The sequence below is a fragment of the Streptomyces sp. NPDC021096 genome, from assembly GCF_040641275.1.
Classification (GTDB): Bacteria; Actinomycetota; Actinomycetes; order Streptomycetales; family Streptomycetaceae; genus Streptomyces.
This window is the reverse complement of sequence record NZ_JBFADG010000003.1, coordinates 129,726-155,169: the sequence shown is the minus strand read 5'-3', so window position 1 is coordinate 155,169 and position 25,444 is coordinate 129,726. Positions and strand designations below refer to the sequence as shown.

At 71.7% G+C, this 25,444-nt stretch carries 20 protein-coding genes and 1 tRNA gene; 9 read left to right on the top strand and 12 right to left on the bottom strand.

Annotated elements, in window-relative coordinates; all coding sequences use genetic code 11:
* Positions 1-263: 263 nt before the first annotated feature.
* Positions 264-1,049 (top strand): response regulator transcription factor, encoded by a 786-nt coding sequence (locus AB0G59_RS07095; RefSeq protein WP_071963252.1) that lies wholly within the window; start codon positions 264-266, stop codon positions 1,047-1,049.
* On the opposite strand, the gene AB0G59_RS07090 is transcribed toward AB0G59_RS07095, so the two are convergent.
* The gene (locus AB0G59_RS07090; RefSeq protein WP_071963251.1) at positions 1,008-1,505 is read right to left on the bottom strand and encodes a MarR family transcriptional regulator; all 498 of its coding nucleotides are present in this window, start codon (positions 1,503-1,505) and stop codon (positions 1,008-1,010) included. The genes AB0G59_RS07095 and AB0G59_RS07090 overlap by 42 nt on opposite strands.
* Before the next feature lie 107 nt (positions 1,506-1,612).
* Between AB0G59_RS07090 and AB0G59_RS07085 the strand changes: the two genes are divergently transcribed.
* The gene (locus AB0G59_RS07085; protein ID WP_360908887.1) at positions 1,613-2,443 is read left to right on the top strand and encodes a trans-aconitate 2-methyltransferase; all 831 of its coding nucleotides are present in this window, start codon (positions 1,613-1,615) and stop codon (positions 2,441-2,443) included.
* A gap of 19 nt (positions 2,444-2,462) precedes the next feature.
* On the opposite strand, the gene AB0G59_RS07080 is transcribed toward AB0G59_RS07085, so the two are convergent.
* Together AB0G59_RS07080 and AB0G59_RS07075 are read right to left on the bottom strand one after the other, a co-directional pair.
* Positions 2,463-3,161 (bottom strand): TetR/AcrR family transcriptional regulator, encoded by a 699-nt coding sequence (locus AB0G59_RS07080; protein ID WP_360908885.1) that lies wholly within the window; start codon positions 3,159-3,161, stop codon positions 2,463-2,465.
* A 45-nt stretch (positions 3,162-3,206) separates the two neighbouring features.
* Entirely contained in the window at positions 3,207-4,184 is a 978-nt protein-coding gene (locus tag AB0G59_RS07075; RefSeq protein WP_360908883.1) for an acyl-CoA desaturase, read from the bottom strand.
* A gap of 194 nt (positions 4,185-4,378) precedes the next feature.
* Here AB0G59_RS07075 and ppc point away from each other — a divergent pair, with 194 nt between their 5' ends.
* Entirely contained in the window at positions 4,379-7,102 is a 2,724-nt protein-coding gene (gene ppc, locus AB0G59_RS07070) for a phosphoenolpyruvate carboxylase (RefSeq protein ID WP_360908881.1), read from the top strand.
* Between the two features lie 64 nt (positions 7,103-7,166).
* Here the strand turns inward: ppc and pth are convergent, their stop codons facing one another.
* From pth to AB0G59_RS07040, 6 genes are all read right to left on the bottom strand, one after another.
* Complete coding sequence (gene pth / locus AB0G59_RS07065) at positions 7,167-7,757, bottom strand: aminoacyl-tRNA hydrolase (protein ID WP_360908879.1); 591 nt, start codon at positions 7,755-7,757, stop codon at positions 7,167-7,169.
* Positions 7,758-7,842: 85 nt separating this feature from the next.
* The gene (locus tag AB0G59_RS07060) at positions 7,843-8,415 is read right to left on the bottom strand and encodes a 50S ribosomal protein L25/general stress protein Ctc (protein ID WP_360908877.1); all 573 of its coding nucleotides are present in this window, start codon (positions 8,413-8,415) and stop codon (positions 7,843-7,845) included.
* A 208-nt stretch (positions 8,416-8,623) separates the two neighbouring features.
* Complete coding sequence (locus AB0G59_RS07055) at positions 8,624-9,601, bottom strand: ribose-phosphate diphosphokinase (protein ID WP_360908875.1); 978 nt, start codon at positions 9,599-9,601, stop codon at positions 8,624-8,626.
* Between the two features lie 72 nt (positions 9,602-9,673).
* Complete coding sequence (gene glmU / locus AB0G59_RS07050) at positions 9,674-11,131, bottom strand: bifunctional UDP-N-acetylglucosamine diphosphorylase/glucosamine-1-phosphate N-acetyltransferase GlmU (RefSeq protein WP_071964929.1); 1,458 nt, start codon at positions 11,129-11,131, stop codon at positions 9,674-9,676.
* Between the two features lie 117 nt (positions 11,132-11,248).
* A tRNA-Gln gene (locus tag AB0G59_RS07045) sits at positions 11,249-11,320 on the bottom strand.
* Between the two features lie 23 nt (positions 11,321-11,343).
* Positions 11,344-12,030, bottom strand: a complete 687-nt coding sequence (locus tag AB0G59_RS07040) for a hypothetical protein (RefSeq protein WP_360908872.1) — start codon at positions 12,028-12,030, stop codon at positions 11,344-11,346.
* A 156-nt stretch (positions 12,031-12,186) separates the two neighbouring features.
* Here AB0G59_RS07040 and AB0G59_RS07035 point away from each other — a divergent pair, with 156 nt between their 5' ends.
* A complete protein-coding gene (locus tag AB0G59_RS07035) occupies positions 12,187-13,551 on the top strand; it encodes a histidine kinase (RefSeq protein ID WP_360908870.1) in 1,365 nt (454 codons plus the stop codon).
* 19 nt (positions 13,552-13,570) lie between these two features.
* Here the strand turns inward: AB0G59_RS07035 and AB0G59_RS07030 are convergent, their stop codons facing one another.
* Together AB0G59_RS07030 and AB0G59_RS07025 are read right to left on the bottom strand one after the other, a co-directional pair.
* A complete protein-coding gene (locus AB0G59_RS07030) occupies positions 13,571-14,080 on the bottom strand; it encodes an SUKH-3 domain-containing protein (protein WP_360908868.1) in 510 nt (169 codons plus the stop codon).
* A 9-nt stretch (positions 14,081-14,089) separates the two neighbouring features.
* Positions 14,090-14,629, bottom strand: coding sequence for a YwqJ-related putative deaminase (locus tag AB0G59_RS07025; RefSeq protein WP_360908866.1), 540 nt, complete (start codon positions 14,627-14,629; stop codon positions 14,090-14,092).
* A 344-nt stretch (positions 14,630-14,973) separates the two neighbouring features.
* Here AB0G59_RS07025 and AB0G59_RS07020 point away from each other — a divergent pair, with 344 nt between their 5' ends.
* The 3 genes from AB0G59_RS07020 to AB0G59_RS07010 all read left to right on the top strand — a co-directional run bounded on the left by AB0G59_RS07020 (position 14,974) and on the right by AB0G59_RS07010 (position 19,781).
* Complete coding sequence (locus AB0G59_RS07020) at positions 14,974-15,951, top strand: SMI1/KNR4 family protein (RefSeq protein WP_071964924.1); 978 nt, start codon at positions 14,974-14,976, stop codon at positions 15,949-15,951.
* Positions 15,952-15,959: 8 nt separating this feature from the next.
* Positions 15,960-18,710, top strand: coding sequence for an SUKH-4 family immunity protein (locus AB0G59_RS07015; RefSeq protein WP_360909341.1), 2,751 nt, complete (start codon positions 15,960-15,962; stop codon positions 18,708-18,710).
* A 183-nt stretch (positions 18,711-18,893) separates the two neighbouring features.
* A complete protein-coding gene (locus AB0G59_RS07010; protein WP_360908864.1) occupies positions 18,894-19,781 on the top strand; it encodes a cellulose-binding protein in 888 nt (295 codons plus the stop codon).
* 61 nt (positions 19,782-19,842) lie between these two features.
* Here the strand turns inward: AB0G59_RS07010 and AB0G59_RS07005 are convergent, their stop codons facing one another.
* The gene (locus AB0G59_RS07005) at positions 19,843-21,633 is read right to left on the bottom strand and encodes a lytic transglycosylase domain-containing protein (RefSeq protein ID WP_360908862.1); all 1,791 of its coding nucleotides are present in this window, start codon (positions 21,631-21,633) and stop codon (positions 19,843-19,845) included.
* 444 nt (positions 21,634-22,077) lie between these two features.
* On the opposite strand from AB0G59_RS07005, the gene AB0G59_RS07000 reads away from it, so the two are divergent.
* The gene (locus AB0G59_RS07000) at positions 22,078-22,866 is read left to right on the top strand and encodes an ABC transporter ATP-binding protein (RefSeq protein ID WP_360908860.1); all 789 of its coding nucleotides are present in this window, start codon (positions 22,078-22,080) and stop codon (positions 22,864-22,866) included.
* Positions 22,863-25,427, top strand: coding sequence for an FtsX-like permease family protein (locus AB0G59_RS06995; protein ID WP_360908858.1), 2,565 nt, complete (start codon positions 22,863-22,865; stop codon positions 25,425-25,427). The genes AB0G59_RS07000 and AB0G59_RS06995 overlap by 4 nt, the downstream gene beginning before the upstream one ends.
* Positions 25,428-25,444 lie beyond the last annotated feature (17 nt).

Genomic DNA, 25,444 nt, shown 5'->3' with positions numbered 1-25,444 from the left:
CACCGTCCCAATACTGAACATAAAGCTCACGATAAACACCCGGGTCAAGCAGTTTTGCCAATCGGCTTCCGTTGTCGGACCCCGCCCGTACGCTGATGCACAGTGCCGGTGGGGGCCGGCGCTGATCAGGGGGCGAGACAGGCAGGTACGACGCCCGGGGTGGGGTAGTTGTCAGGGCACGGCGGCGGCCGTGCGCATGTGGCGGCCCCAGGTTCGGGCGCCGTACCCGCACTGCCCTTGCCTACCGGGATATGGGGGTGGTTGTGGCACGTATTCGGGTATTGGTGGTCGACGACCACCGCATCTTCGCCGAGTCGCTCGCCGCCGCCCTCGCGGCCGAGCAGGACGTGGACGTCTCGGCGGCCGGCAGCGGGCCGGCGGCGCTGCGCGCACTGGAGCGCGCGGCGGGTGAAGGGCGGCGGTTCGACGTCCTGCTGATCGACGCCGACCTCGGCACGGTCGGTTCGGACGTCGCACAGGTCCCGGGCCAGCTCCGGGGCCAGGACGGCGGTCAGTCGTCCGGCGAGGGCACGGTCGACGGGATCTCGCTGGTGGCGAGGGTGCGCTCGGGTCATCCGGGGGTACGGACGGTGGTGCTGGCCGAGCGCGACGACCCGCGCCGGGCCGCGGCCGCGCTGCAGGCGGGCGCGGGCGGCTGGGTCGCCAAGGACTGCTCCCTCTCGCGCCTGCTGTCGGTCATACGCGGTGTGCTGCGGGACGAGACGCATCTGCCGCCCGCCCTGCTGACGGGCGTGCTGCGGGAGCTGACGGCCGCGCGCAAGCACCGCACGGAGAGCGAGCGCCTGGTGGAGTCGCTCACCCCGCGCGAACGCGAGGTGCTGCGCTGCATGGTGGCCGGCCTGGGCCGCAAGGCCGTCGCCGAGCGCCTCTTCCTCTCCCCGCACACGGTCCGCACCCATATGCAGAACGTCCTGGGCAAGCTGGGGGTGCACTCCACGCTGGCCGCCGTCGCGCTGGCCCGGCGGGCCGGGGTCGGCCCGGTGGACCTAGCCGGGGACGTTGTCGAACGGGGCGGTCAACTGGCGTAGCAGAGCGGCCAGATCGCTGCGCTGGGCGGAGGACAGCTCGGCGAGGATGGCGCGCTCCTGCGCCAGCAGTCCGGCGAGTGCCTGGTCGGCGCGGTCCTGCCCCTCGGCGGTGAGCCGGACGAGCACACCGCGCCGGTCGGTCGGGTCGGGCTCGCGCTCGACCAGGCCCTTCTTGGCGAGCCGGTCGATGCGGTTGGTCATGGTGCCCGAGGTGACCAGGGTCTGGGTCAGCAGCTGCCCCGGCGAGAGCTGGTAGGGCGCCCCGGCGCGGCGCAGGGCGGTCAGGACGTCGAATTCCCAGGGCTCGAGCTCGTGCTCCGCGAACGCGATCCGCCGGGCGCGGTCGAGGTGGCGGGCCAGCCTGCTGACCCGACTGAGCACCTCGAGTGGCTCCACGTCGAGGTCAGGGCGCTCCCGGCGCCATGCTGCGACCAGCCGATCGACCTCGTCCTCCATGACGATCAGTGTAGAGGGTGTGTCGACATGAAGTCTCTTGACGTCAAGATAATTCTGTGGAGATCCTGGGAACGCGACATCCGCAGGACCTGCAGGGAGGCCCCACCATGCACGGCGCACCCACCCCCACACCCACCTGGGACCCGCGGCAGTACCTCCGCCACTCCGGTCACCGCACCCGCCCCTTCCACGACCTGCTCGCCCGCATCCCCGAGCCGCCCGCCCACCGGGGCACCACCCGCATCGCCGACCTCGGCTGCGGCGCCGGCAACATCACCGCGCTCCTCGCCGAGCGCTGGCCCCACGCCCGCATCACCGGCATCGACAACTCCGACGCCATGCTGCACACCGCCCGGGAACACCTGGCCACCCTGCCCGCCGGCCGGCACACCGACTTCGTCCACGCCGACCTCACCGACTGGGTCCCCGACGAGCCCTACGACCTGATCGTCTCCAACGCCGCACTCCAGTGGGTCCCCGGCCACACCCGGTCCTTCCCCGCCTGGACACGCGCCCTCACCCCCGGCGGCACCCTCGCCTTCCAGGTCCCCGGCAACTCCGACGCCCCCAGCCACGCCCTGCTCCGCGAACTGTGCGCCTCACCCCACTGGCGGGACCGCCTCGGACCGGCCGGCCGCCGCACCCTCGACGTCCTCCCACCGGGCGAATACCTGCTCCACCTCGCCGGCCTCGGCTGCGAGGTCGACGCCTGGGAGACCACCTACACCCATGTCCTGCAGGGCGAGGACCCCGTCCTCGACTGGATCAAGGGAACGGGGCTACGGCCCGTCCTGACCGCACTCGCCGGCGATCCGGCGGCCACCGAGGAGTTCCTCGGCGCGTACGCGGCGCTGCTGCGGGCCGCCTACCCGCCCGGTCCGCACGGCACGCTCTTCCCTTTCCGCAGGGTCTTCGTGGTCGCCCGGAAGGACGGCTGAGCGGCCCACGGCCGGGACCTCAGTTCTTGCGGTGACCCACCAGGCGCGGGTGGGGCTCCAGACCGTCCAGGCCGTGCCAGGCCAGGTTCACCAGATGCGCCGCCACCTCGGCCTTCTTCGGCTTGCGCACGTCCAGCCACCACTGACCCGTCAGCGCCACCATGCCTACCAGCGCCTGGGCGTAGAGCGGGGCCAGCTTCGGATCGAAGCCCCGGGCCTTGAACTCCAGGCCCAGGATGTCCTCCACCTGCGTCGCGATATCGCTGATCAGGGAGGCGAAGGTGCCCGTCGACTGGGCCACCGGCGAATCCCGCACCAGGATGCGGAAACCGTCCGTGGACTTCTCGATGTAGTCCAGCAGGGCGAACGCCGCCTGCTCCAGCAGCTCCCGCGGATGCCCCGCCGTCAGGGCACCCGTCACCATGTCCAGCAGCTGCCGCATCTCGCGGTCCACGACCACCGCGTACAGCCCCTCCTTGCCGCCGAAGTGCTCGTAGACCACCGGCTTGGACACCCCGGCCTTCGCCGCGATCTCCTCCACCGACGTGCCCTCGAACCCCCGCTCGGCGAAGAGCGTGCGACCGATGTCCAGCAGCTGCTCACGACGCTCCGCGCCGGTCATCCGCACCCGGCGCGGCCGCGCCCGCCTGCCCCCCGACGTAGGGGGCAGGTCCTTGTCACCGGTGGTATTGCTGTCGATCGCCACGCTGTCAATCATGCCTCCCCCAGCTACCGCCGGGGGCACCCCCGGGCGGCACCGTCCTTATCCTTTCTCCTGGGACTGCCGACGGGACGCGATCCGGTCCGCATTCGGCCAGCGCACGTCGTACGCCCAGCCCGCCTTCTCAAACCAGCGGATGATCCGGGCACTGGAATCCAGCTGCCCCCTGAGCACACCGTGCCGCGCGGACGTCGGGTCGGCGTGGTGGAGGTTGTGCCACGACTCACCGCACGAGAGCACCGCCAGCCACCAGACGTTGCCCGACCGGTCCCGCGACTTGAACGGACGCTTCCCCACGGCGTGACAGATCGAATTGATCGACCACGTCACATGGTGCAACAGCGCCACCCGAACCAGCGAACCCCAGAAGAACGCCGTCACCGCGCCCTGCCACGACCACGTCACCAGCCCGCCCACCAGCGGCGGCAGCAGCAACGAGACCGTCGTCCACAGCACGAACTGCCGGGAGACCGCCCGGATCGCCGGGTCCTTGATCAGATCCGGCGCGTACTTCTGCTGCGGCGTCTGCTCCTCGTCGAACATCCACCCCACATGGGCCCACCACAGGCCCTTCATCAGCGCCGGCACGCTCTCGCCGTACCGCCACGGCGAATGCGGGTCCCCCTCGGCATCGGAGAACTTGTGGTGCTTGCGGTGATCCGCCACCCAGCGCACCAGCGGCCCCTCCACCGCCAGCGACCCCATGATGGCCAGCGCGATCCGCAACGGCCGCTTGGCCTTGAACGAACCGTGCGTGAAATACCGGTGGAAGCCGATCGTGATGCCATGGCAGCCGATGTAGTACATCGCCACCATCAAGCCGAGATCCAGCCAGCTCACGCCCCAGCCCCAGGCCAGCGGGACCGCCGCGAGCAACGCGATGAACGGAACGGTGATGAAGAGCAGCAGCGTGATCTGCTCGATCGAACGCTTGCTGTCGCTGCCCAGCGTGCCGGCGGGCAGCTGGGCCTCCTGGTGGGCCTTCGGCGCGTCTTCGATCACGTCGGGGCTTGCAGTCATGGGTTCCCTCATGGGGCTCGGAGCATGGCTACGGTTCCGTAACCTACGGCTTCGTAAGTATGGCAGGGCGAAGAGGGTGGGCAAGAGGGCTGTGGACAACCGCGCGTCGTGCGGAGACCTATGCTGGGGACGTCGGACAGCGCGGTCCGCAACCCCTCCAGACGTGCTCGGAAACACCGCAAGGAGCCGCACCTGTGAGCAGTGCCGACAACACCAACGCCGCCCTGCGCGCCGACATCCGCCGTCTTGGTGACCTCCTGGGCGAAACCCTCGTCCGCCAGGAGGGCGACGAGCTCCTCGACCTCGTCGAGCGCGTCCGCGCCCTGACCCGGACGGACGGCGAAGCCGCCGCCGAGCTGCTCGGCACCACCGACCCGCAGACCGCCGCCAAGCTCGTGCGCGCCTTCTCCACCTACTTCCACCTGGCCAACGTCACCGAGCAGGTCCACCGCGGCCGCGAGCTGCGCGCCAAGCGCGACGCCGAGGGCTCCATCCTCGCCCGCACCGCCGACCAGCTGAAGGAAGCCGACCCCGAGCACCTGCGGCAGACCGTCGAGCACCTCGGCGTACGCCCCGTCTTCACCGCGCACCCCACCGAAGCCGCCCGCCGCAGCGTCCTCAACAAGCTCCGCCGCATCGCCGAGCTCCTCGACACCACGGTCGTGGGCACCGGCGACAAGCGCCGCACCGACCTGCGCCTCGCCGAGAACATCGACCTGCTCTGGCAGACCGACGAGCTGCGCGTGGCCCGCCCCGAGCCCACCGACGAGGCCCGCAACGCCATCTACTACCTCGACGAGCTCCACGTGGGCGCCCTCGGCGACGTCCTCGAGGACCTCTCCGCCGAACTCGAACGCGTCGGCGTCCCCCTCCCCGCCACCACCCGCCCCCTGACCTTCGGCACCTGGATCGGCGGCGACCGCGACGGTAACCCCAACGTCACCCCCCAGGTCACCTGGGACGTGCTGATACTGCAGCACGAACACGGCATCACCGACGCCCTCGAACTCGTCGACGTCCTGCGCGGCGCCCTGTCCAACTCCATCCGCAACAGCGGAGCCACCGAAGAGCTCCTCACCTCCCTCCAGCGGGACCTCGAACTCCTGCCCGAGATCAGCCCCCGCTACAAGCGGCTCAACGCCGAGGAGCCCTACCGGCTCAAGGCCACCTGCATCCGCCAGAAGCTCGTCAACACCCGCGAACGCCTCGCGGCCGGCACCACCCACCAGGAAGGCCGCGACTACCTCGGCACCGGCGAGCTCCTCGCCGACCTCCAGCTCATCCAGGACTCCCTGCGCGCCCACCGCGGCCGCCTCATCGCCGACGGCCGCCTCGACCGCGTCCTGCGCACCCTCGCCGCCTTCGGCCTCCACCTGGCCACCATGGACGTCCGCGAACACGCCGACGCCCACCACAACGCCCTCGGCCAGCTCTTCGACCGCCTCGGCGAGGAATCCTGGCGCTACGCCGACATGCCCCGCGACTACCGGCGCAAGCTGCTGGCCAAGGAACTGCGCTCACGCCGCCCCCTCGCCCCCAGCCCCGCCCCCCTCGACGCCGCCGGCGCCAAGACCCTCGGCGTCTTCCACACCATCCGCGAAGCCCTCGAACGCTTCGGACCCGAGGTCGTCGAGTCCTACATCATCTCCATGTGCCAGGGCGCCGACGACGTCTTCGCCGCCGCCGTCCTCGCCCGCGAAGCCGGCCTCGTCGACCTCCACGCCGGCTGGGCCAAGATCGGCATCGTCCCGCTCCTCGAAACCACCGACGAGCTCAAGGAAGCCGACCGCATCCTCGACGAGATGCTCGCCGACCCCTCCTACCGACGCCTCGTCGCCCTGCGCGGCGACGTCCAGGAGGTCATGCTCGGCTACTCCGACTCCTCCAAGTTCGGCGGCATCACCACCTCCCAGTGGGAGATCCACCGCGCCCAGCGCCGCCTGCGCGACGTCGCCCACCGCTACGGCGTACGACTGCGCCTCTTCCACGGCCGCGGCGGCACCGTCGGCCGCGGCGGCGGCCCCACCCACGACGCGATCCTCGCCCAGCCCTGGGGCACCCTCGAAGGCGAGATCAAGGTCACCGAACAGGGCGAGGTCATCTCCGACAAGTACCTCATCCCCGCCCTCGCCCGCGAGAACCTCGAGCTGACCGTCGCCGCCACCCTGCAGGCCTCCGCCCTGCACACCGCACCGCGCCAGTCCGACGAGGCCCTCGCCCGCTGGGACGCGGCCATGGACACCGTCTCCGACGCCGCCCACAGCGCCTACCGGCGCCTGGTCGAGGACCCGGATCTCCCCGCCTACTTCTTCGCCTCCACCCCCGTCGACCAGCTCGCCGAACTCCACCTCGGCTCCCGGCCCTCCCGCCGCCCCGACTCCGGCGCCGGCCTCGACGGCCTGCGCGCCATCCCCTGGGTCTTCGGCTGGACCCAGTCCCGCCAGATCGTCCCCGGCTGGTTCGGCGTCGGCTCCGGCCTCAAGGCCGCCCGCGAGGCCGGCCTGGACACCGTCCTGGACGAAATGCACACCCACTGGCACTTCTTCCAGAACTTCCTGTCCAACGTCGAGATGACCCTCGCCAAGACCGACCTGCGCATCGCCCAGCACTACGTCGACACACTCGTACCCGACGAGCTCCGGCACGTCTTCGACGCCATCAAGGCCGAACACGAGCTCACCGTCCAGGAAGTCCTGCGCATCACCGGCGAGAGCCAGCTCCTGGACTCCAACCCCGTCCTGCGCCAGACCTTCCACATCCGCGACGCCTACCTCGACCCCATCTCCTACCTGCAGGTCACCCTCCTGCACCGGCAGCGCGAAGCCGCCGCACGCGGCGAGAGCGCCGACCCGCTCCTGGCCAGGGCCCTGCTCCTGACCGTCAACGGCGTCGCCGCCGGCCTGCGCAACACCGGCTGACACAACGAGAGGGCGCCCCCTCCGCCGAGCGGAAGGGGCGCCCTCCGGCATCCCGCTACGCGTTCTACGCGTTGTACGTACCCTGGGCGCGCTCCAGGCCGTCCACGATCAGCGTCTCCACCGCATCCGCGGCCCGGTCCACCTCGAAGTCCAGCTCCTTGCGCTCGGTGGACGAGAAGTCCTTCAGCACGAAGTCCGCCACCTGCATCCGCCCCGGCGGCCGGCCGATCCCGAAACGCACCCGGCAGTAGTCCGGGCCCAGCGCCTTGGTGATGGACTTCAGACCGTTGTGGCCGTTGTCGCCACCACCCAGCTTCAGCCGCAGCTGCCCGAAGTCGATGTCCAGCTCGTCATGGACCGCGACGATCCGCTCCACCGGCACCTTGTAGAAGTCCCGCAGCGCCGCCGTCGGCCCACCCGACAGATTCATGAACGACATCGGCTTCGCCACGACCACCCGGCGACTGGTCGGACCCGGAGCGCCCAGCCGGCCCTCCACCACCTGCGCCCGCGCCTTGTGCGCCTTGAACTTCGCACGCATCCGCTCGGCCAGCAGGTCCGCGACCATGAAGCCCACGTTGTGCCGGTTGCCCGCGTACTCGCCGCCGGGGTTGCCCAGGCCCACGATCAGCCAGGGAGTCGAGTCGTCCGTCATCTGCATGTCTCCTTCATAGCCAACCGCCGCCCCGCTCCGGTGGAGCAGGACGGCGGTCGCAAAGAAAAACCCGGAAGGGCGAGGATCAGGCCTCGGCACCCTCGGCCGCGGGGGCCTCGACCGAACCGGCGACGACGTGCAGCACGACGGTGTCGGCGTCGACGGCCAGCGCGACACCGGCCGGCAGGACGACGTCCTTGGCCAGGACGGAGGCACCGGCCTCGAGGCCCGCGATGGAGACGGTGACGGCCTCGGGGATGTGGGTGGCCTCGGCCTCGACCGGCAGGGCGGTCAGGGTGTGCTCGAGCAGGTTGCCACCGGCGGCCAGGTCGCCCTCGGTGTGGACCGGGACCTCGACGGTGACGGTCTCGCCGCGCTTGACGACCAGCAGGTCGACGTGCTCCAGGAAGCCCTTCAGCGGGTCACGCTGGACCTGCTTGGGGATGACCAGCTCGTTGCGGCCCTCGATGTCCAGGGAGAGCAGGACGTTCGGGGTCTTCAGCGCCATCATCAGGTCGTGGCCCGGCAGGGACACGTGGACCGGCTCGCCGCCGTGACCGTAGACAACGGCCGGAACCTGGGCCTCGCGGCGGATGCGGCGGGCGGCGCCCTTACCGAAGTCGGTACGGACGGCAGCGGTGAGCTTGACCTCAGCCATGGTGCACTCCTCGTAAACAGATGTGGTGGACGGTTACCCGGCCCACGACAGGCCTGCTACGAAGAGCGCGTCGATAACGGACCGCCGCACACTGCGTCGTAAACGCGGTGCGGCCTCCCTCGCCGAGCAACTCGATGAGTCTACCCGGCGGGGAGGCCGCCCAGAAATCGATCAGCGCATCAGTGCGACTGCATGATCGTTACGGCACTCAGCCCAGCTCGTCGAAGAGGCTCGTGACCGAACCGTCCTCGAACACCTCACGCACCGCGCGGGCGATCGTCGGCGCGATGGACAGCACCGTGATCTTGTCGAGCTCCAGCTCGTTCGGGGTGGGCAGGGTGTTCGTGAAGACGAACTCGCTCACCTTCGAGTTCTTCAGACGGTCCGCCGCCGGACCCGACAGCACGCCGTGCGTCGCCGTCACGATCACATCGGCCGCACCGTGCGCGAACAGCGCGTCGGCGGCGGCGCAGATCGTGCCACCGGTGTCGATCATGTCGTCGACGAGCACACAGACGCGGCCCTTGACGTCACCCACGACCTCGTGGACCGTGACCTGGTTCGCCACGTCCTTGTCACGCCGCTTGTGCACGATCGCCAGCGGCGCGCCCAGACGGTCGCACCAGCGGTCGGCGACACGCACGCGGCCGGCGTCCGGGGAGACGACGGTCAGCTTGTTGCGGTCGACCTTGGCGCCCACGTAGTCCGCCAGGATCGGCAGCGCGAACAGGTGGTCGACGGGGCCGTCGAAGAAGCCCTGGATCTGGTCCGTGTGCAGGTCGACCGTCAGGATGCGGTCGGCACCCGCGGTCTTCATCAGGTCCGCGATCAGACGGGCCGAGATGGGCTCACGGCCACGGTGCTTCTTGTCCTGACGGGCGTAGCCGTAGAACGGCAGGATCACGGTGATGCTCCGGGCCGAGGCCCGCTTCAGAGCATCGATCATGATCAGCTGTTCCATGACCCACTTGTTGATGGGAGCCGTGTGGCTCTGCATCAGGAAGCAGTCGGCGCCGCGCGCCGACTCCTGGAAGCGGACGTAGATCTCGCCGTTGGCGAAGTCGAAGGCCTTGGTCGGGACCAGGCCGACGCCCAGCTGGTGCGCGACCTCCTCGGCAAGCTCGGGGTGGGCGCGGCCGGAAAAGAGCATCAGCTTCTTCTCGCCGGTCGTCTTGAACCCGGTCACAGCACAGTCTCCTTGGATGTCGCTTTGGGTGCGCTTATCACGGTACGCCCCAGACGGCGTCCCGTGTCACGGTCACTGCTCGTCGTCGCCTTCCCGACGAGCTGCGGAAGCGGCCTGAGCGGCAGCGCTTCCCGGGCGCTTACGAGCCACCCAACCCTCGATATTCCGCTGCTGGCCACGGGCGACAGCGAGCGAACCCGGGGGCACATCCTTGGTGATGACCGAGCCGGCGGCGGTGTACGCGCCGTCCCCGATCGTGACCGGAGCCACAAACATGTTGTCCGATCCGGTGCGGCAGTGGGAGCCGATCGTCGTGTGGTGCTTGTTCACACCGTCGTAGTTCACGAAGACGCTCGCGGCGCCGATGTTCGTGTACTCCCCGATCGTGGCGTCGCCCACGTACGACAGATGCGGCACCTTCGTGCCCTCGCCGACCTCGGCGTTCTTCATCTCGACGTACGCGCCCGCCTTGGACTTCGCGCCGAGCCGGGTGCCGGGCCGCAGATAGGCGTAGGGGCCGACGGTGGCGCCCTCGCCGATCACGGCGGAGTCCGCGACGGTGTTGTCCACCCGAGCGCCCGCGGCGACCGTGGTGTCGGTCAGACGGGTGTTCGGGCCGACCTCGGCGCCGGTGGCCAGGTGGGTGGCGCCCAGCAGCTGCGTGCCCGGCTGGACGAGCGCGTCGGCCTCGAAGGTCACGGTCACGTCGACCCAGGTGGTCGCCGGGTCGACGACGGTCACACCGCTCATCATCGCCGTGTGCAGCAGCCGCTCGTTGAGCAGCTTGCGCGCCTCGGCGAGCTGGACGCGGTTGTTGATGCCTAGGATCTCGCGGTGGTCGCCCGCCACGGCGGCGCCCACCCGGTGACCGGCCTCGCGCAGGATGCCCAGCACGTCGGTGAGGTACTCCTCACCCTGGCTGTTGTCGGTACGGACCTTGCCGAGCGCGTCCGCCAGCAGCTGCGCGTCGAACGCGAACACCCCGGAGTTGATCTCCCGGATGGCGCGCTGCGCGTCGGTGGCGTCCTTGTGCTCGACGATCTCGGTCACGGCGCCGGTCGCCTCGTCGCGCACGATGCGGCCGTAGCCGGTGGAGTCGGGCACCTCGGCGGTGAGCACGGTCACGGCGTTGCCGTCGGCGGCGTGGGTGCTCGACAGGCGCTGCAGCGTCTCGCCGGTGAGTAGCGGGGTGTCGCCGCAGACGACGACCACGGTGCCGTCGAGGACGACGCCGTTGTTCGACAGCTCCTCCAGGCCCATGCGCACGGCGTGGCCGGTGCCGTTCTGCTCGTACTGGACGGCGGTACGGACGCCGGGGTCGATCTCGGCCAGGTGTGCGGAGACCTGCTCGCGGGCGTGCCCGACGATGACGACGAGGTTCTCGGGGTCGAGCTCGCGGGCGGCGGCGACGACATGCCCGACGAGGGAACGGCCGCAGATCGCGTGCAGGACCTTGGGGGTAGCCGACTTCATGCGGGTGCCCTCACCCGCTGCGAGGACGACGACGGCTGCCGGGCGGTTGGCGCTCACGGGTGTGCCCTTCGGCTTCGAGGGGGTGGACACCCGCAGGATACCGGGGCGTAAGCGGGGGGAAACGCGCAAGGGTCCTGACCTGGGAGGTCAGGACCCTCGGATTCGAACTTTGAGCTCCCCTGCCAGGGCTCGAACCTGGAATAACGGATCCAAAGTCCGTTGTGTTGCCAATTACACCACAGGGGATGGATTGTGCGTCATGTCCGATTTCATTGATCGACTGGACGCACAGAGGACACTATGCCGCACCACCAGCCTTCGATGCGACGGTACAGGTCGGCTCCGGCCAAAACGCGGACGGCGAGGCATCCTCGATAGTCCTCGCCCACGTTCTTACGGACGGTCTTCGGGTTGTGTTTCTTGAGGGTCGTCTTGCAAAAGGTGCCGATGCCGGGGCCGACGTGTTCTGTCCAGAAGCGCTCCGCGCTGGCGACATCGGCCGACTCATGGATCATGAGATGGAATCTGAGGCGGCTCTGGTCGACGCCGAGTAGGCGCAGCCAGGCCAGGTAGAGGCTGATCATGTCGGGGTCGCTGTTCACGAAGATGACGCGCTCGCTCGGCCGGTGCGACTTGCTCTTCGTGCCCTCGGACCAGTACAGGGCGACGCCTGCGATGAACAGGTCGCGGTCGGACAGCGTGCCGACCTGCTGTGCCGCGACGGTTTTCGCTTGCCTGCGTTCGAGGTCGCGCGCCTGCCGGATCGGCTCCCAGCGAGCCTCGGCCATTGCGCGGCAGTGCTCCCTCACCTTCCGCTCGGGTTTGGGCAGATCCCGCACCCACAGCGACACCGAGCTCTTCGCCACCCCCAGCTCGGCGACGATCTCGTCGTACGTCCTCCCCGCCCGCCTCAGCTCGCGGGCGCGGGCCTGCATGTCTGTCTTCGCCTGGACCATGACGGCAGCTTCCGGCGGAGCCAAGGGCGGACGCTTCGAATCCGCGATCGATTCACCAGTTCGAGCGAAAAGCGCCACTTTCGCCTTCGTTCGGATTGCTCGCCTGCTGTCGTGCGGGCAGGAAATGCGGTGGCACCCGCCCGTAGTCTGGGTGGTATGAGCACAACGGGGGCAATCGCGGAGGAGGGCGCGCGGGGCGCGCCGGTGGGGCCGTGGTGGTGGGCGCGGCGGCGGAGCATGGTGCTGGATGTGGTGCTGGCTCTGGCGTCGGCTTTCGAGTGTGTGCTGGAGGGGATCGCCTTCGCGCACGACGTGGGGATTCCGGCGCTGCTCGGTGGGCTGATAGGGGTGCCGGCGGGTGCCTCGCTGGTGCTGCGGCGGCGGTGGCCGGTCGCGGTGGTGCTGGTGTCGATCGCGACCACGCCGGCGGAGATGGGTTTCCTGCTCGGCATCGTGGGGCTGTACACGCTGGCGGCCTCGGAGGTGCCGCGCCGGATCATCGTGGTGCTGTCGGGGGCGTCGCTGGCGGGCACGCTGGTGGTGGCGATCGCGCGGTTCCACCGGGACATGGCGGAGGACGGCTACCGGCCGGGGCTGTGGCCGATGATCGCGTTCTCGGTGGTGATGGCCCTGGGGCTGACGGCTCCGCCGGTGCTGACGGGCCTGTACGTGGGGGCGAGACGTCGGCTGGTGGAGAGCCTGCGGGAGCGGGCGGACGGGCTGGAGCGGGAGCTGTCGCTGCTGGCGGACCGGGCCGAGGAGCGGGCCGTGTGGGCCCGTAACGAGGAGCGGACCCGGATCGCGCGGGAGATGCACGACGTGGTGGCGCACCGGGTGTCGTTGATGGTGGTGCACGCGGCGGCGTTGCAGGCGGTGGCGCTGAAGGATCCGGAGAAGGCGTCGAGGAACGCGGGGCTGGTCGGTGACATGGGCCGGCAGGCGCTGACGGAGCTGCGGGAGATGCTGGGGGTGCTGCGGACGTCCGCGGACGGGTCGGGGCGGGGGCCGGGTGAGCCGGCGTCCTCGGCGGCGCAGTCCGAGCGGCTGGCGGCGGTGGCCGCGGCGGCTTCGGCGCGGGTGCGGGTCTCGGCGGGCGGTGCCGCGGCCGGGGCGGCGGGGGACGGCGGGCCGTGTCTGGACGGGCTGGGGGATCTGGTCGGTCAGTCGCGGGAGGCCGGGATGGCCGTGGAGCTGTCGGTGATGGGGGAGGAGCGTGGTTACGCCCCGGAGGTGGAGCAGACCGCGTACCGGGTGGTGCAGGAGGCGCTGACGAACGTCCACAAGCACGCTCCGGGTGCGAAGGCGCTGGTACGGCTGGCGCACCGGGAGGCGGAGGTGGCGTTGCAGGTGGAGAACGGGCCTTCGGACGGGGGTGCGGACGCGGGTCCGGGGCTGCCGAGCGGTGGCAACGGCCTGGTCGGCATGCGTGAGCGGGTGGGTGCGCTGGGTGGTGTGTTTGTGTCCGGGCCGACGGATGCCGGTGGGTTCCGGGTGTCGGCGGTGATTCCCGACCGGCGCTGAGCCGTGGTGTGCGCTCGCGTCAGCGGGGCGGGGCGGCGGCCGACAGGCGGGAGGGCCGGGTTCCGGTGATGAGTGCGCCGATGGCGTGGTCGATGTCGGAACCGAGGTACCAGTCCCCGGTGTGGTCGAGGCTGTAGACGCGGCCGTGGGCGTCGACGGCGAGGAGTGCCTGGCCGTCCATTTCCTGGCCGAGGGGGCAGACCTCGGTGCCCAGTGCGCGGCCGAGGTCGGCGACGGTGCGGGCGAGGTGGAGGCCGTGCAGGGGGTCGATGTGGAACGGCGTGGGGGCGATGTGGCGGCCGGGTCCGGGTGGGGTGACGTGGAGTCCGCCGAATTCGGCCCAGGCCTCGACGGCGGCGGGGAAGACGGTGTGGCGGTGGCCGGCGGGGGAGGTGTGGGCGCGCAGGGCGTCGGCCCAGTTCTCGGCGGCCTTGATGTCCCAGCGGCCGGGTTGCCAGCCGGCTTCGCGCAGGGCGGCGTCGACGTTGACGGGGAAGCGGGTGGCGGCGGTGCGGTCGAATGCGCGCATGGGTGGTGGTCAGTTCCTGCCGTTGGTCGGGGCGCCGGGGTCGACGGTGCGTACGCCGAAGTGGGCCAGGAGTTCGGTGCAGGAGCGGCAGGGCGGGGCGTAGGCGCCGTGGCGGGGGTCGCCGTCCTCGCGGATGTGGCGGGCGGTCAGTTTGGACTGCTTCAGGGCGCGGCGGGCTTCGCCGTGGGTGAGGGGTTTGCGGGCCGCGCGTTTGCTGCGGCCGGTTTCGAAGCCGGTGAGGTAGCGGGTGAGGAGGACGGCTTCGGGGCAGCGGCCGGTGAAGCGTTCGCGGCGTTCGTTGGTGAGGGTGTCGAGGAAGTCCTGGACGAGTGGGTGGAGTCTGGGCGGTTGGTCGGATTTGCCCGCTGTGCAGGTGAGGGTTTCGCCGCGTACGGAGAGGGCGGCGGCCACGGCGGGCAGGATGCCGTCGCGGCGGTGGAGCAGTACGGGCGGCCGGTCGGCGTCCTCGGTGGAGCTCCAGGTGAGCCGGGGGTCGCCGGGTGCGGTGGCGTCTTCGTCGGCGGTCCGGCGGTCCTTGGTCGTGTGCATGGCGGTTCTTCCCTCCCGTGCAATCCCCCTGTTGCGGGGATCAGCCTGCCAAATGGGATGCCGGGTGCGGAAGGCAGGTCGGTGTTGTGTGCGTCCGGAGTGTCGAATGATCACTGTGGGGTCACGAGTTGTCGCGGGGCGACGTCGGGGCGACCACCGTTGGTACGGGTTCGTACGCACCTGCAAGCGTGTGGGCGCGGGGCGGCGGGCGGGGTCACCCGTTGCCGGGGACACCCTTCTCGCGGCACCGCATAGGCTGTCGCCCACGAGTGTTCCCGGCGTCCGCCGCATGTCCGGGTCTTCAGTAGTCCTGTAGGAGACACAGTCAGCAGGGGGCTTCCGCCATGACGACAGGTCGGCTCGGGCAGCATGCCGCGCCACCGAACGCGGCCTACGCGGGACAGGTCGTGCACTTCCCGGACCCGGTGCGGCGAGGCCGCCACCCCAAGGGGGTGCGGATCGACGACGAGGGCTTCCCGGACTTCTCGCCGTACGCCCGGGCCGCCGCGGAGATCGCCGAGCCCCCGGAGGGCTTCGGCGTCGACGAGCTGCGGCTGACCGACTACGTGTCGGCCAACGCCGCCCAGCACGCCGCCGGCCACGAGCTGTGGGCCAGCCTGCCGCCGGTGGCGACGCCGCACGGCTGGACCTGGCACCACGTGCCCCGTACGCGCCGGCTCGAGCTGGTGCCGGCGGAGGTCAAGGCGCTGCTGCGGCACCACGGCGGCCTGGCGACGGCGGCCGTGGACCACGGCAAGCGCGGTACGCGTCCGCTGCAGGAGACCCGGCCGGTGCACTTCGCGCTGCCGCAGCGGGACCTGGCGGTCACCGAGGAGCAGGTCCAGGGCGTCGAGGAGGACCTCGGCTACCGCCTGCCCGGCGCCTACCGCGCCTTCCTGAAGGCGGCCGGCGGCTGCGCCCCGGTGGGCGCCGCGCTCGACGCGGAGCTGGGGCTGCTGGTGGACCAGCCGTTCTTCACGGTGCGCGACGAGGCGGCGGTCAACGACCTCGTGTACGTGAACAAGTGTCTGCGCGACCACTTCACCAAGGACTATCTGGGCGTCGGCTTCGTCCAGGGCGGCGTCCTCGCGGTGAAGGTGCGGGGCGAGGCCGTCGGTTCCGTGTGGTTCTGCCCGTACGACGACGCCCGTGACCAGGACGGCTGGACGGTGACGGAGCGGGTGGAGCGGCTGATGCTGCCCTGCGGCGAGGACTTCGACGCGTTCCTGTCCCGCCTGGCGGGCGGCCCGCCGGAGCTGGAGACCGTGGCGAACCTGATGGTGGACGGCGGCTTCGCGCACGCCGTCGCGGTGGAGGGATGAGCGGCGCAATGGTGACGTTCGCGCAGGCGCAGGAGCGCGCGGAGCGCTGGGTCAACGGCGATGTGCCGGCCTATCTCCAACGCGAGGTGCGGGTGCGGGAGTTCGACCTGGGCTTCGTGGCCTGGGCGGAGGACCGCGAGGACGGCCCGACGGGCGACGGCGGCCGGGTCCGGCTGGTCATCGCGCGGGACAGCGGCGAGACGACGCTGTGGCCGGGGCTGCCGGTGGGTGAGGTGATCCGGCGGTACGAGGAGGAGTACGGGTCCGTGGACGAACCGGAACCGGCGACGGCGGACGAGGCTCCGCCGCGGCGCGTGGACCTGAACCAGACGTCGTTCCTGCTGAGTCCGCCGCAGTGGTTGCAGGACGCGGCGGACGCGATCGGGATCCCCGACCGGCGGTCGGGGGCGCCGGAGGCGCCGGGGGCGCCGGTTCCGGGGGCTGGGGTGGACGTGCCGTCCGCTGCGGTGTCGGCCGGGGCCACGCCTGCTTCGCCCGAGCGGCGGGCCGGTGCTGACGCGCGGTCCGACGGGGCGTCGTCCGAGGTCACGCCCGCTTCGTCCGAGCGGCGGGTCGGGACCGACGACCAGTCCGACGTGGCGTCGGATGCGGCGTCGGCGGCTGAGGCCTCGTCCGGGCCGTGGGCCGGTGCTGACGTGTCGTCCGACGCGGCGTCGGCGCCTGAGGCGCCGTCCGATTCCGAGCCTGCGTCTTCGCCCGAGCCGTGGGCCGCGGCGGACGTTTCCTCGTCCGAGGCCTCGCCCGAGCCGTGGGCCGGGGCGGACGTCGGGGAGGTGGACGACGACCGTTCCGTCGGCCTGCCCGCCACCGTGCTGGCCCCGGCCCTGTCGGGTTCGGACGCCGACGACACCCCGCCGCCGGGGATCCGCCCCGACGCCAAGACCGAGCTGATGCCGCAGGGCAGCGCGCTGCCGCGGACGACGATCGCGCCGGCGCTCACCGACCCGGCCGCCGCGGCCGCGGCGCCGCCGGCCGACCCCACGGCTCCGCCGGCGGGCCGGTACGTGCGTACGCAGCTGGTCTCCCAGCTGGACGAGGCGAGCCTCGTCGCGGGCGCGCTCGGCGCGCCGGGTGCCGCGATGCCGCCCGTGCCGTCCGCGACTCCGGGTGCCCCCGGCCAGCCCGCCCCCGCTCCGGGTGCGCCTGGTGCCCAGGCTGCCGGTGCGCCGGCTTTCCCGGGCGCTCCGGGCCAGCCGCCCGGTCCGGGCGCTCCCGGTGTTCCGGGTCAGCCCGGCGTTCCCGGTGCCCCGCAGGCCCCCGGCCAGCCCGGTGTCCACGCGCCCGGTGCGCCCGGCCAGCCCGGCCCCCACGCTCCGGGTGCCCCTGGCGCCCCCGGCGCCCCCGCCTTCCCCGGCGCCCCCGGGCAGCCGTCCGCTCCCGGCGCCCCGCAGGCTCCGGGCGTTCCCGGGGCCCAGGCCCCCGGTGCGCCGCAGCCCCCGTCCGCCCCCGGCGCCCCGCAGGGTCCCGGTGGGGTGCATGCCGCTGCCACGATGCTGGCGGGGCCCGGGACGCCCGGCATGCCTGGTGCTCCCGGTGCTCCCGCCGCTCCGCGGCCTCCGCAGGCCCCCGGTGCGCCCCCGCAGGCCCCGTCCGCCCCGCAGGGGCCCGGCGGTGGGGTGCATGCCGCTGCCACGATGCTGGCCGGGCCCGGGACTCCGGGCATGCCCGGCGCGCCCGGCACCCCGCAGGCACCGCAGGCTCCTCAGGGCCCGGCGCCTGCCTACGGGTATCCGCCCGCGGCGCCCACCGGTGTGCCCACCGTGGGGCCCGGGTACATGGCCGTGCTCCGCTACCGGGCCCAGGACGGGTCCGAGCAGCAGGTCATCCGGCGCAGTGCCCCCGGCACGCCGCACCCCGAGTGGCAGATCCTGCACGAGCTGCGGTCCATGAACGTGCCGCCGCAGCAGGTGCTGGAGCTGCACACGGAGCTGGAGTCGTGCGACCTGCCGGGCGGGTACTGCGCGCGGATGATCCGTGAGACGTGGCCCCAGGTGAGGATCAGTCACACGGCCGCGTACGGGCGCGACCACGCGACCCGGCAGCAGGGCGTGCGCCACCTCGTGGAGCACCAGGGCGAGCTGCACCAGGTGGCGGACGGGCCCGCGCGGCCGGCGCCGAACCGGGTGCCGCTGCCGCCCCCGGGCAGCATCCAGCCGGCGCCGCCGGTCGGGCCGGACGTCATCGGGCGCGAGCTCGCCGAGGGCTTCGGGCCGCAGGGGATCTTCCGCTTCGACCAGCGTGCCGTCTCGCGCCAGGGCGTGCCGGAGGTCGTCGCGCAGACGCTGGTGTGGGCCGGTCTGCCGGTCGACTTCGGTCCGTTCTTCTGGGGTCAGGCCCAGCCGGGCCGCCCGGTGCCGACGCTGGCGGAGCTGGCGGCGGAGCGCGGGGTGCGGGCGGCGTCGGACGCCGGTTCGTACCTCGTCATGGGCAGCGACTACGGCCGTCAGCTGTGTGTGCAGTACGGCACGGCGCACATCGTGGCCGTGCCGGTGGAGGCCGGGCCGGACGGCCACCCCGTACCGCCGCAGTTCGTCAACACGAGCCTCCCTCAGTTCATTCGCTCTTTGGCGCTGCTCGGAAAGATGTGGCGCTGGCGTTACGGGCTGACGCCGGAGCAGGCCGGGCGCTGGACCGTGGACTTTCAGAGTCAGCTGGCCGCGCTGGACCCGGCGGCGCTGTCCTCGCCGGAGAACTGGTGGGCCGTGTTGCTGGAGCAGATGTGGGACGGTCTCTTCTAGCGGCCGGTTGAAGCGTGCGTGGACGGCACAGGGCGTTCGACCCGAGGACGGGGGTCGGGCGCCCTGCGCCCTGCGCTGCGGAGTGTCGCGTCATGGGCGCTTCGCTTGTCCGGGAATGATGTACGCCAGACCTGTCGCATACCGGATTTCCGGATATAAGGGGCTACAAGGATGAGTTCATCGGTGTCTCCTGACGGTTTCGCTGTCGTACGAGGCCGCGGTTACCGGCCGGAGCAGGTCGACAGCGCGATGGCGGAGTGCGCCCGGCAGCGGGATTCCGCCTGGGAGCGGGCCGCGCGCCTGACCGTCCTCGCGCGCGAGATGGAGGACGAGGTCCGGCGTCTGGCGCAGGTGGTGGCGCAGCTTCCGCCGCAGACGTACGAGACGCTGGGGCCGCGCGCCCAGGGTCTGGTGACCACCGCCGAGCTGGAGGCCGCGGGGCTGCGGGAGCGTGCCGAGGCCGAGGTGGCGGCCGTGCAGGAGGCCTCCCAGACGCACACCCGTGAGCTGCGGGACGCGGCGCACGAGTACGCGGTGGCGGTGCGGGCGGAGGCGGAGGAGTGGGCGCGGCAGGCGCTGCTCGCCGCGCAGACGGTCGCCGATGACCTGCGGGCGACGGTGAGCCGGGAGGTCAAGGAGCGTGGCGAGGAGGCCCTCGCGGCGCTGAAGGACATGCGGCAGCGGTGTGCGCACGTGCTGGCCGAGCAGGAGAAGGAGCACGCCGAGCGCTGGGACGCTGCGGGGCGTGAGATCGCCGAGCGCGAGGCGGCGATGGACGCGCGGGTGGCGGCGCTGGAGGAGTACGCGCGGACCGCGCTGGGTGAGGCGCGGCGGCGCTACGCCGACACGGAGGAGGCCGCCCGGCACGGGCAGGAGGACGCCGAGGCGCAGGCGGCGGCGGTCATCGCGCAGGCGCGGGTGCGCGAGGAGCGGATCGCGCGGGACACGGAGCGGGTGCTGCGCGAGCATGAGGAGCGGCGCGAGGAGCTCAAGTCGCACATGGCGCACGTCCGGCACAGCCTGGCGGCCCTGACGGGCAAGCCGGTGGCGGAGGACGCGGACGCCGGCTGACGGGACGTCGGCCGGGCGGCGTCGTCCCGCCCGCGCGCGGCGGGCGGGACGACGCCGTGGCTCACTGAGCGGGCTTCGCCGGGCCGGAGGGCGCGGGTGTGCCGGAGGGCTCCGCGGCGGGCGGGGCCGTGACGGTCAGCTTCAGGTCGAGCGTCGTGCCGTCGGTGGTGGTCAGGCGCAGCACGAACGTGCCGGCCTGCTCGTCGGTGAACAGCTCGGGCAGGGTGACCGTGCCGTCCTTGTCGGTCTTGGGGAGGGCGAGCGTGCGCAGCTGCTTGCCGTCCTTGTCCTTGAAGTACGGTCCGGTCTTCGCGGGCGTCTTGCCGTCGGCGGCGAGCACGGTGGCCGTGATCGCGGTGTCGGAGACGGCCTTGTCCTTGCCGAGCGCCTTGATCTGGATCTTCTGTGTGAAGGCGCTCTTGGCCGCGGCCTTGAGCGGGTCCTCGCCGACGCGCTTGAGCGTGTCCGCGCGCGGCGCGGGTGCGGCCTTGACGTTCGCGTAGAAGTCGACGGGGGTGATGTCGCTGCCCTCGACGGTGGCGCGGATGGTGAACGAGCCGGGCCAGTCCTTCGCGTGGAGCTCCGGTGCGGTGGCCAGTCCGCTCTTGTCGGTGGGGACGGTGACCGAGGTGGCGGTGCCGAGGAACTTCGCGTCGGTGTGGCCGATGATCTCGAAGCGCACGCGGGTGCGCTCGGGGGCCGGCTTGCCGGCGGCGTCCAGGGCCCGTACGCGCGCCCGTTCGGTGAAGACCTCGTTGGCGGTGGCTTCCAGGGTCTCGTCGCCCACGCGGTCGAGGCGGGTGACGGGGGCGGGCTTGGGCGGAGTGGGCTTGGTCTCCCCGCCGTTGCCGTTTCCACCCGGATTGGGCTTGTTGCCCGGGTTCTTGGGCTCGTCGGGCTTCGACGGCGTCGGCTTGGCGGGCGGGTTCTGCTTGCCCGGGGTGTTGCTGCCGCCGCTGCTGCCGCTGCCGCCGCCGGGCTTGGCCGGCGGGGTGGTGCCGGGCTTCGACGGCCGCGACGACGGCGGCGCGGGGGTGTTCCCCGTGCCGGGCCGCGAGGGCGCCGGGTCGGGCACCGCGCTGCTGCTGCTCTTGTACGCGCGCATCCAGGCGAGCACGGCGTTGACGTACTCGCGGGACTGGTTGTAGCTGAGGATGGCCCGGTCGAGGTCGCCGGGGTTGTTCAGGTCCTTGCCGCCCGAGCACAGGTAGCGTGCGGTGCCCGCCGTGGCGTCGAAGATGTTGTTGGGGTCCTGCTTGCCGTCGCCGTTGCCGTCGGCGCCGAAGCTCTCCCACGTCGAGGGGATGAACTGGGTGGGGCCGACGGCCCGGTCGTACTCCGTGTCCCCGTCCCAGCGGCCGCCGTCGGTGTCCTTGACGACGGCGAACTGTCCGCCGGTCAGACGCGGGCCGCGGATCTGCTTCTCGGTCGACCCGTCCGAACGCAGCCCGTAGGCCGCGGCGTGCTCGGATTCCACCTTGCCGATGCCCGCGATGAGCTGCCAGGGGATGTGGCAGCTCGGGTAGCGCTCCTGGGCGAGCTTCTCGGCGTTCCTGTACGCGGCGAGGGCGGTCGCGGGAATGCCCGTGGCGCCGTCGGGGGTGTCGCCTCTGGTGGCGTTGGGGTCGGGCTTGCCCGTGGTGCCGGGGCGGGGCACCAGGTCGGGCAGGGCCAGGTTGGGCACGCCGTGCGGGCGGCTCTGCGGGTTGTCCGGACCGGGCGAGGGGTCGCCCAGTCCGGCGCGGTGCGGCGGGCTGGCGCCTACCGCGGCCGTGGTCAGGCCGGCGACGAGCAGGGCAGCGCACAGTCCCTGACGGGAGACGCTCGCAGCGCGAGTTCGAAGTATCTTCACGGGGGCTGCTTCCTTGGGAGACCTGCGGCCGTACGAAGGGGGTCGCACGTCAGCCCCCCTCGGCCATAGACCCGAACACTAATTCCCTCAAGCCCCAATTGTCTTGCCCGGGGACCGGCTTCACGGTTTCTTCGCCGTTCGTTACCCCTCTTGCGGTGCTCTCTCCGCTGTTGTGCGTAGCCGACCCCGACCCTGAGACGCCGCCGCCCCGCGGGCCCGTATCCCCTAGGGGTCCCTCCGTACGTTCTCCACCCCCCGGTTCGTACCGCAGCAGGAGGAGGGGCACCCCCGGCGCTGCCTAGATTCATGGGGACGGCCGGGGGACCGGGGTGGGGCTGGCACCACCCCGAAGACACGTACGAGCACCATCGCGGCCGCGGCCCTGCTCCAGCAGGCTTTGAACCATTACTCAGCAGCTCGGCAGACTTACGAGGAGAGCCCACCGTGACAACGGCTGTATCGATTCCCCGGGCCGGGGGCAGCGGAAGGCATGCGGCCGTCGCGGCGAAGGCGCGTCAGGTCCTGAAGGCCTACGGCTCGGGGGAGACCCGGGTCGTCGCGCTCGACCACGTGGACGTGGACATCGCCCGCGGGCAGTTCACGGCCATCATGGGCCCCTCCGGCTCCGGCAAGTCGACGCTGATGCACTGCCTGGCCGGCCTCGACACCGTCACCTCGGGGCAGATATTCATCGACGAGACCGAGATCACCGGCCTGAAGGACAAGAAGCTCACGCAGCTGCGCCGGGACCGGATCGGCTTCATCTTCCAGGCCTTCAACCTGCTGCCGACGCTCAACGCCCTCGAGAACATCACGCTCCCCATGGACATCGCCGGCCGCAAGCCCGACAAGCAGTGGCTGGACCGGGTCGTGGAGACCGTGGGCCTGGCCGGCCGCCTCAAGCACCGGCCCAACCAGCTCTCCGGCGGCCAGCAGCAGCGCGTCGCGGTGGCCCGCGCCCTCGCCGCCCGACCGGAGATCATCTTCGGTGACGAGCCCACCGGAAACCTGGACTCGCGCGCCGGCGCCGAGGTGCTCAGCTTCCTGCGCCGCTCGGTGGACGAACTCGGCCAGACCATCGTGATGGTCACCCACGACGCGGTCGCCGCCTCCTACGCGGACCGGGTGCTGTACCTGGCCGACGGCCGCATCGTCGACGAGATGTACGCCCCCACCGCCGAGGCCGTCTTCGAGCGCATGAAGAACTTCGACGCCCGCGGGCGGGTGTCGTGACCGTCCTCAAGACCTCGCTGCGCAACTTCCTCGCGCACAAGGGCCGCATGGCGCTGTCCGCCGTCGCGGTCCTGCTGTCGGTGGCGTTCGTCTGCGGCACGCTGGTGTTCACCGACACCATGAACGCCACGTTCGACAAGCTCTTCGCCTCCACCGCCTCCGACGTCGCCGTCTCGCCGGAGAAGAAGGACAACGCCCAGGAGACCGGAAAGCCCCAGACCCTGCCCGGGTCGCTGGAGGGCCGCCTGGCCAAGGTGCCGGGCGTCGCCAAGGTGGAGGGGCACGCCACCAGCCAGCGGATCACCGCCGCGAAGGCCGGGAACAAGAGCATCAGCCCCGACTCCGGCGCCCCCACCGTGGGCACCAACTGGGACGACAGCCAGAAGAAGTCCGTCGAGATCACCAGCGGCCACGAGCCGCGCGGCGCCGGCGAGGTCGTCCTGGACGCCGACACCGCCGGCAAGCACGACCTGACGACGGGCGACACGCTGCGCGTGATGGCCATGCCGGGCGACTTCGCCGTCCGCATCGTCGGCATCGCCACGTACAGGACGACGAACCCCGGTGCGGCCGTCCTCTACTTCGACACCCCCACCGCCCAGGCCAAGCTGCTCGGCAGCCCCGGCGTGTACAGCGGCTACGGGCTCACCGCCGCCTCCGGCGTCAGCGACGAGCAGCTGAAGAAGGACGTCACCGCCGCCGTGGGCACGGGCTACACCGTGCACACCGCCGCCGAGACCAAGGCCGAGAACAAGAAGGAGGTCGGCTCCCTCCTCGACGTCATGAAGTACGCGCTGCTGGGCTTCGCCGGCATCGCCGTCCTCGTCGGCATCTTCCTGATCGTCAACACCTTCTCCATGCTGGTCGCCCAGCGCACCCGTGAGATCGGCCTGATGCGGGCCATCGGCTCCAGCCGCAAGCAGGTCAACCGCTCGGTGCTGGTCGAGGCCCTGATGCTGGGCGTCGTCGGCTCGGTGCTGGGCATCGCCGGCGGCATCGGGCTCGCGGTCGGGCTGATGGAGCTCATGGGCGCCACCGGCATGAAGCTCGACACCTCCGAGCTGACGATCAAGGCCACCACGCCCGTCGTGGGCCTGGGCATCGGCGTCGTCGTCACCGTCCTCGCCGCCTACCTGCCCGCCCGGCGGGCCGGGAAGATCTCCCCGATGGCCGCCCTGCGCGACGCCGGCAACCCCGCCGACGGCAAGGCCGGCAAGGTGCGGGCCACGATCGGCCTGCTGCTGTCCGGCGCCGGCGCCGCGGCCCTGCTGTCCGCCGCCGGGTCCGACGACGCCTCGGCCGGCTCGGGCATGCTCGGCCTGGGCGTGCTGCTGACTCTCGTCGGCTTCGTGGTCGTCGGCCCGCTGCTGGCCGGCTTCGTCGTCCGCGTCCTGAGCACGGTCGTCCTGCGGGCCTTCGGCCCCGTGGGACGCCTCGCCGAACGCAACGCCCTGCGCAACCCCCGCCGTACCGGCGCCACCGCCTCGGCCCTGATGATCGGCCTCGCGCTGGTCGCCGCCCTGTCGGTGGTCGGCTCCTCCATGGTCGCCTCGGCCACGGACCAGCTCGACAAGTCGGTGGGCGCGGACTTCATCATCGAGACCGACAACGGCCAGCCGCTCACCTCGGCGCAGGCCAGGGCCATCCGCTCGGCCCGCGACCTCGCGCACGTCACCGAGATCACGGCCGTCAACGCCAAGCTGACCCTCCCGGACGGCAGGACCGTCACCGAGTCGCTGAACGCCTCGGACCCCACCTTTGGCGACGACCTGCGCACGGAGACGGTCCGGGGCACCTTCGCGGACGCCTACGGCAAGGACGCCATCTCGGTGCCGGAGGGCTTCGCCAAGGACCACAGGATCAAGCTCGGCGACCGGCTGACCGTCGCGATGATCGACGGCCGTGAGGCGAAGCTGCAGGTCAAGGCCGTCACCTCGGACGACACCAGCTTTAACAAGGGTGCGCTGTTCACCAACATCGCCACTGCCCGGCAGTACCTGCCGGCCGACAAGATGCCGCTGGACATGATGATGTTCGCCAAGGCCGCCGACGGTAAGGCGAAGGAGGCGGCCGCGTCCCTCAAGGCGGCGGTCGGCGACTACCCGCAGATCAAGGTCCGCGACCAGGCCGACTACAAGAAGCTCATCAAGGACCAGGTCGGCCAGCTCCTCAACATGATCTACGGCCTGCTGGCCCTGGCGATCATCGTCGCGGTGCTGGGCGTCGTGAACACCCTGGCCCTGTCGGTGGTCGAGCGCACCCGTGAGATCGGCCTGCTGCGGGCGATCGGCCTCTCGCGCCGCCAGATGCGCCGCATGATCCGCCTGGAGTCGGTCGTCATCGCCCTCTTCGGCGCCCTGCTGGGCCTCGGCCTGGGCATGGCCTGGGGCACGGCGTCGCAGCAGCTGCTGGCCCTGCAGGGCCTGGGCGTCCTGGACATCCCCTGGCCGACGATCACCGCGGTCTTCGCCGGCTCGGCGGTGGTGGGGCTGCTGGCGGCGCTGGTGCCGGCGTTCAGGGCGGGGCGGATGAATGTGCTGAACGCGATCGCGACGGACTAGCGGCTGCGGTTCCCGGG

Excerpts from the sequence above, each read along its gene's own strand:
- AB0G59_RS07090 (WP_071963251.1), bottom strand. The coding sequence starts at position 1,505 with ATGGAGGACGAGGTCGATCGGCTGGTCGCAGCATGGCGCCGGGAGCGC.
- AB0G59_RS07085 (WP_360908887.1), top strand. The coding sequence starts at position 1,613 with ATGCACGGCGCACCCACCCCCACACCCACCTGGGACCCGCGGCAGTAC.
- AB0G59_RS07080 (WP_360908885.1), bottom strand. The coding sequence starts at position 3,161 with ATGATTGACAGCGTGGCGATCGACAGCAATACCACCGGTGACAAGGAC.
- AB0G59_RS07075 (WP_360908883.1), bottom strand. The coding sequence starts at position 4,184 with ATGACTGCAAGCCCCGACGTGATCGAAGACGCGCCGAAGGCCCACCAG.
- pth (WP_360908879.1), bottom strand. The coding sequence starts at position 7,757 with ATGACGGACGACTCGACTCCCTGGCTGATCGTGGGCCTGGGCAACCCC.
- AB0G59_RS07060 (WP_360908877.1), bottom strand. The coding sequence starts at position 8,415 with ATGGCTGAGGTCAAGCTCACCGCTGCCGTCCGTACCGACTTCGGTAAG.
- AB0G59_RS07040 (WP_360908872.1), bottom strand. The coding sequence starts at position 12,030 with ATGGTCCAGGCGAAGACAGACATGCAGGCCCGCGCCCGCGAGCTGAGG.
- AB0G59_RS07035 (WP_360908870.1), top strand. The coding sequence starts at position 12,187 with ATGAGCACAACGGGGGCAATCGCGGAGGAGGGCGCGCGGGGCGCGCCG.
- AB0G59_RS07030 (WP_360908868.1), bottom strand. The coding sequence starts at position 14,080 with ATGCGCGCATTCGACCGCACCGCCGCCACCCGCTTCCCCGTCAACGTC.
- AB0G59_RS07025 (WP_360908866.1), bottom strand. The coding sequence starts at position 14,629 with ATGCACACGACCAAGGACCGCCGGACCGCCGACGAAGACGCCACCGCA.
- AB0G59_RS07020 (WP_071964924.1), top strand. The coding sequence starts at position 14,974 with ATGACGACAGGTCGGCTCGGGCAGCATGCCGCGCCACCGAACGCGGCC.
- AB0G59_RS07015 (WP_360909341.1), top strand. The coding sequence starts at position 15,960 with ATGGTGACGTTCGCGCAGGCGCAGGAGCGCGCGGAGCGCTGGGTCAAC.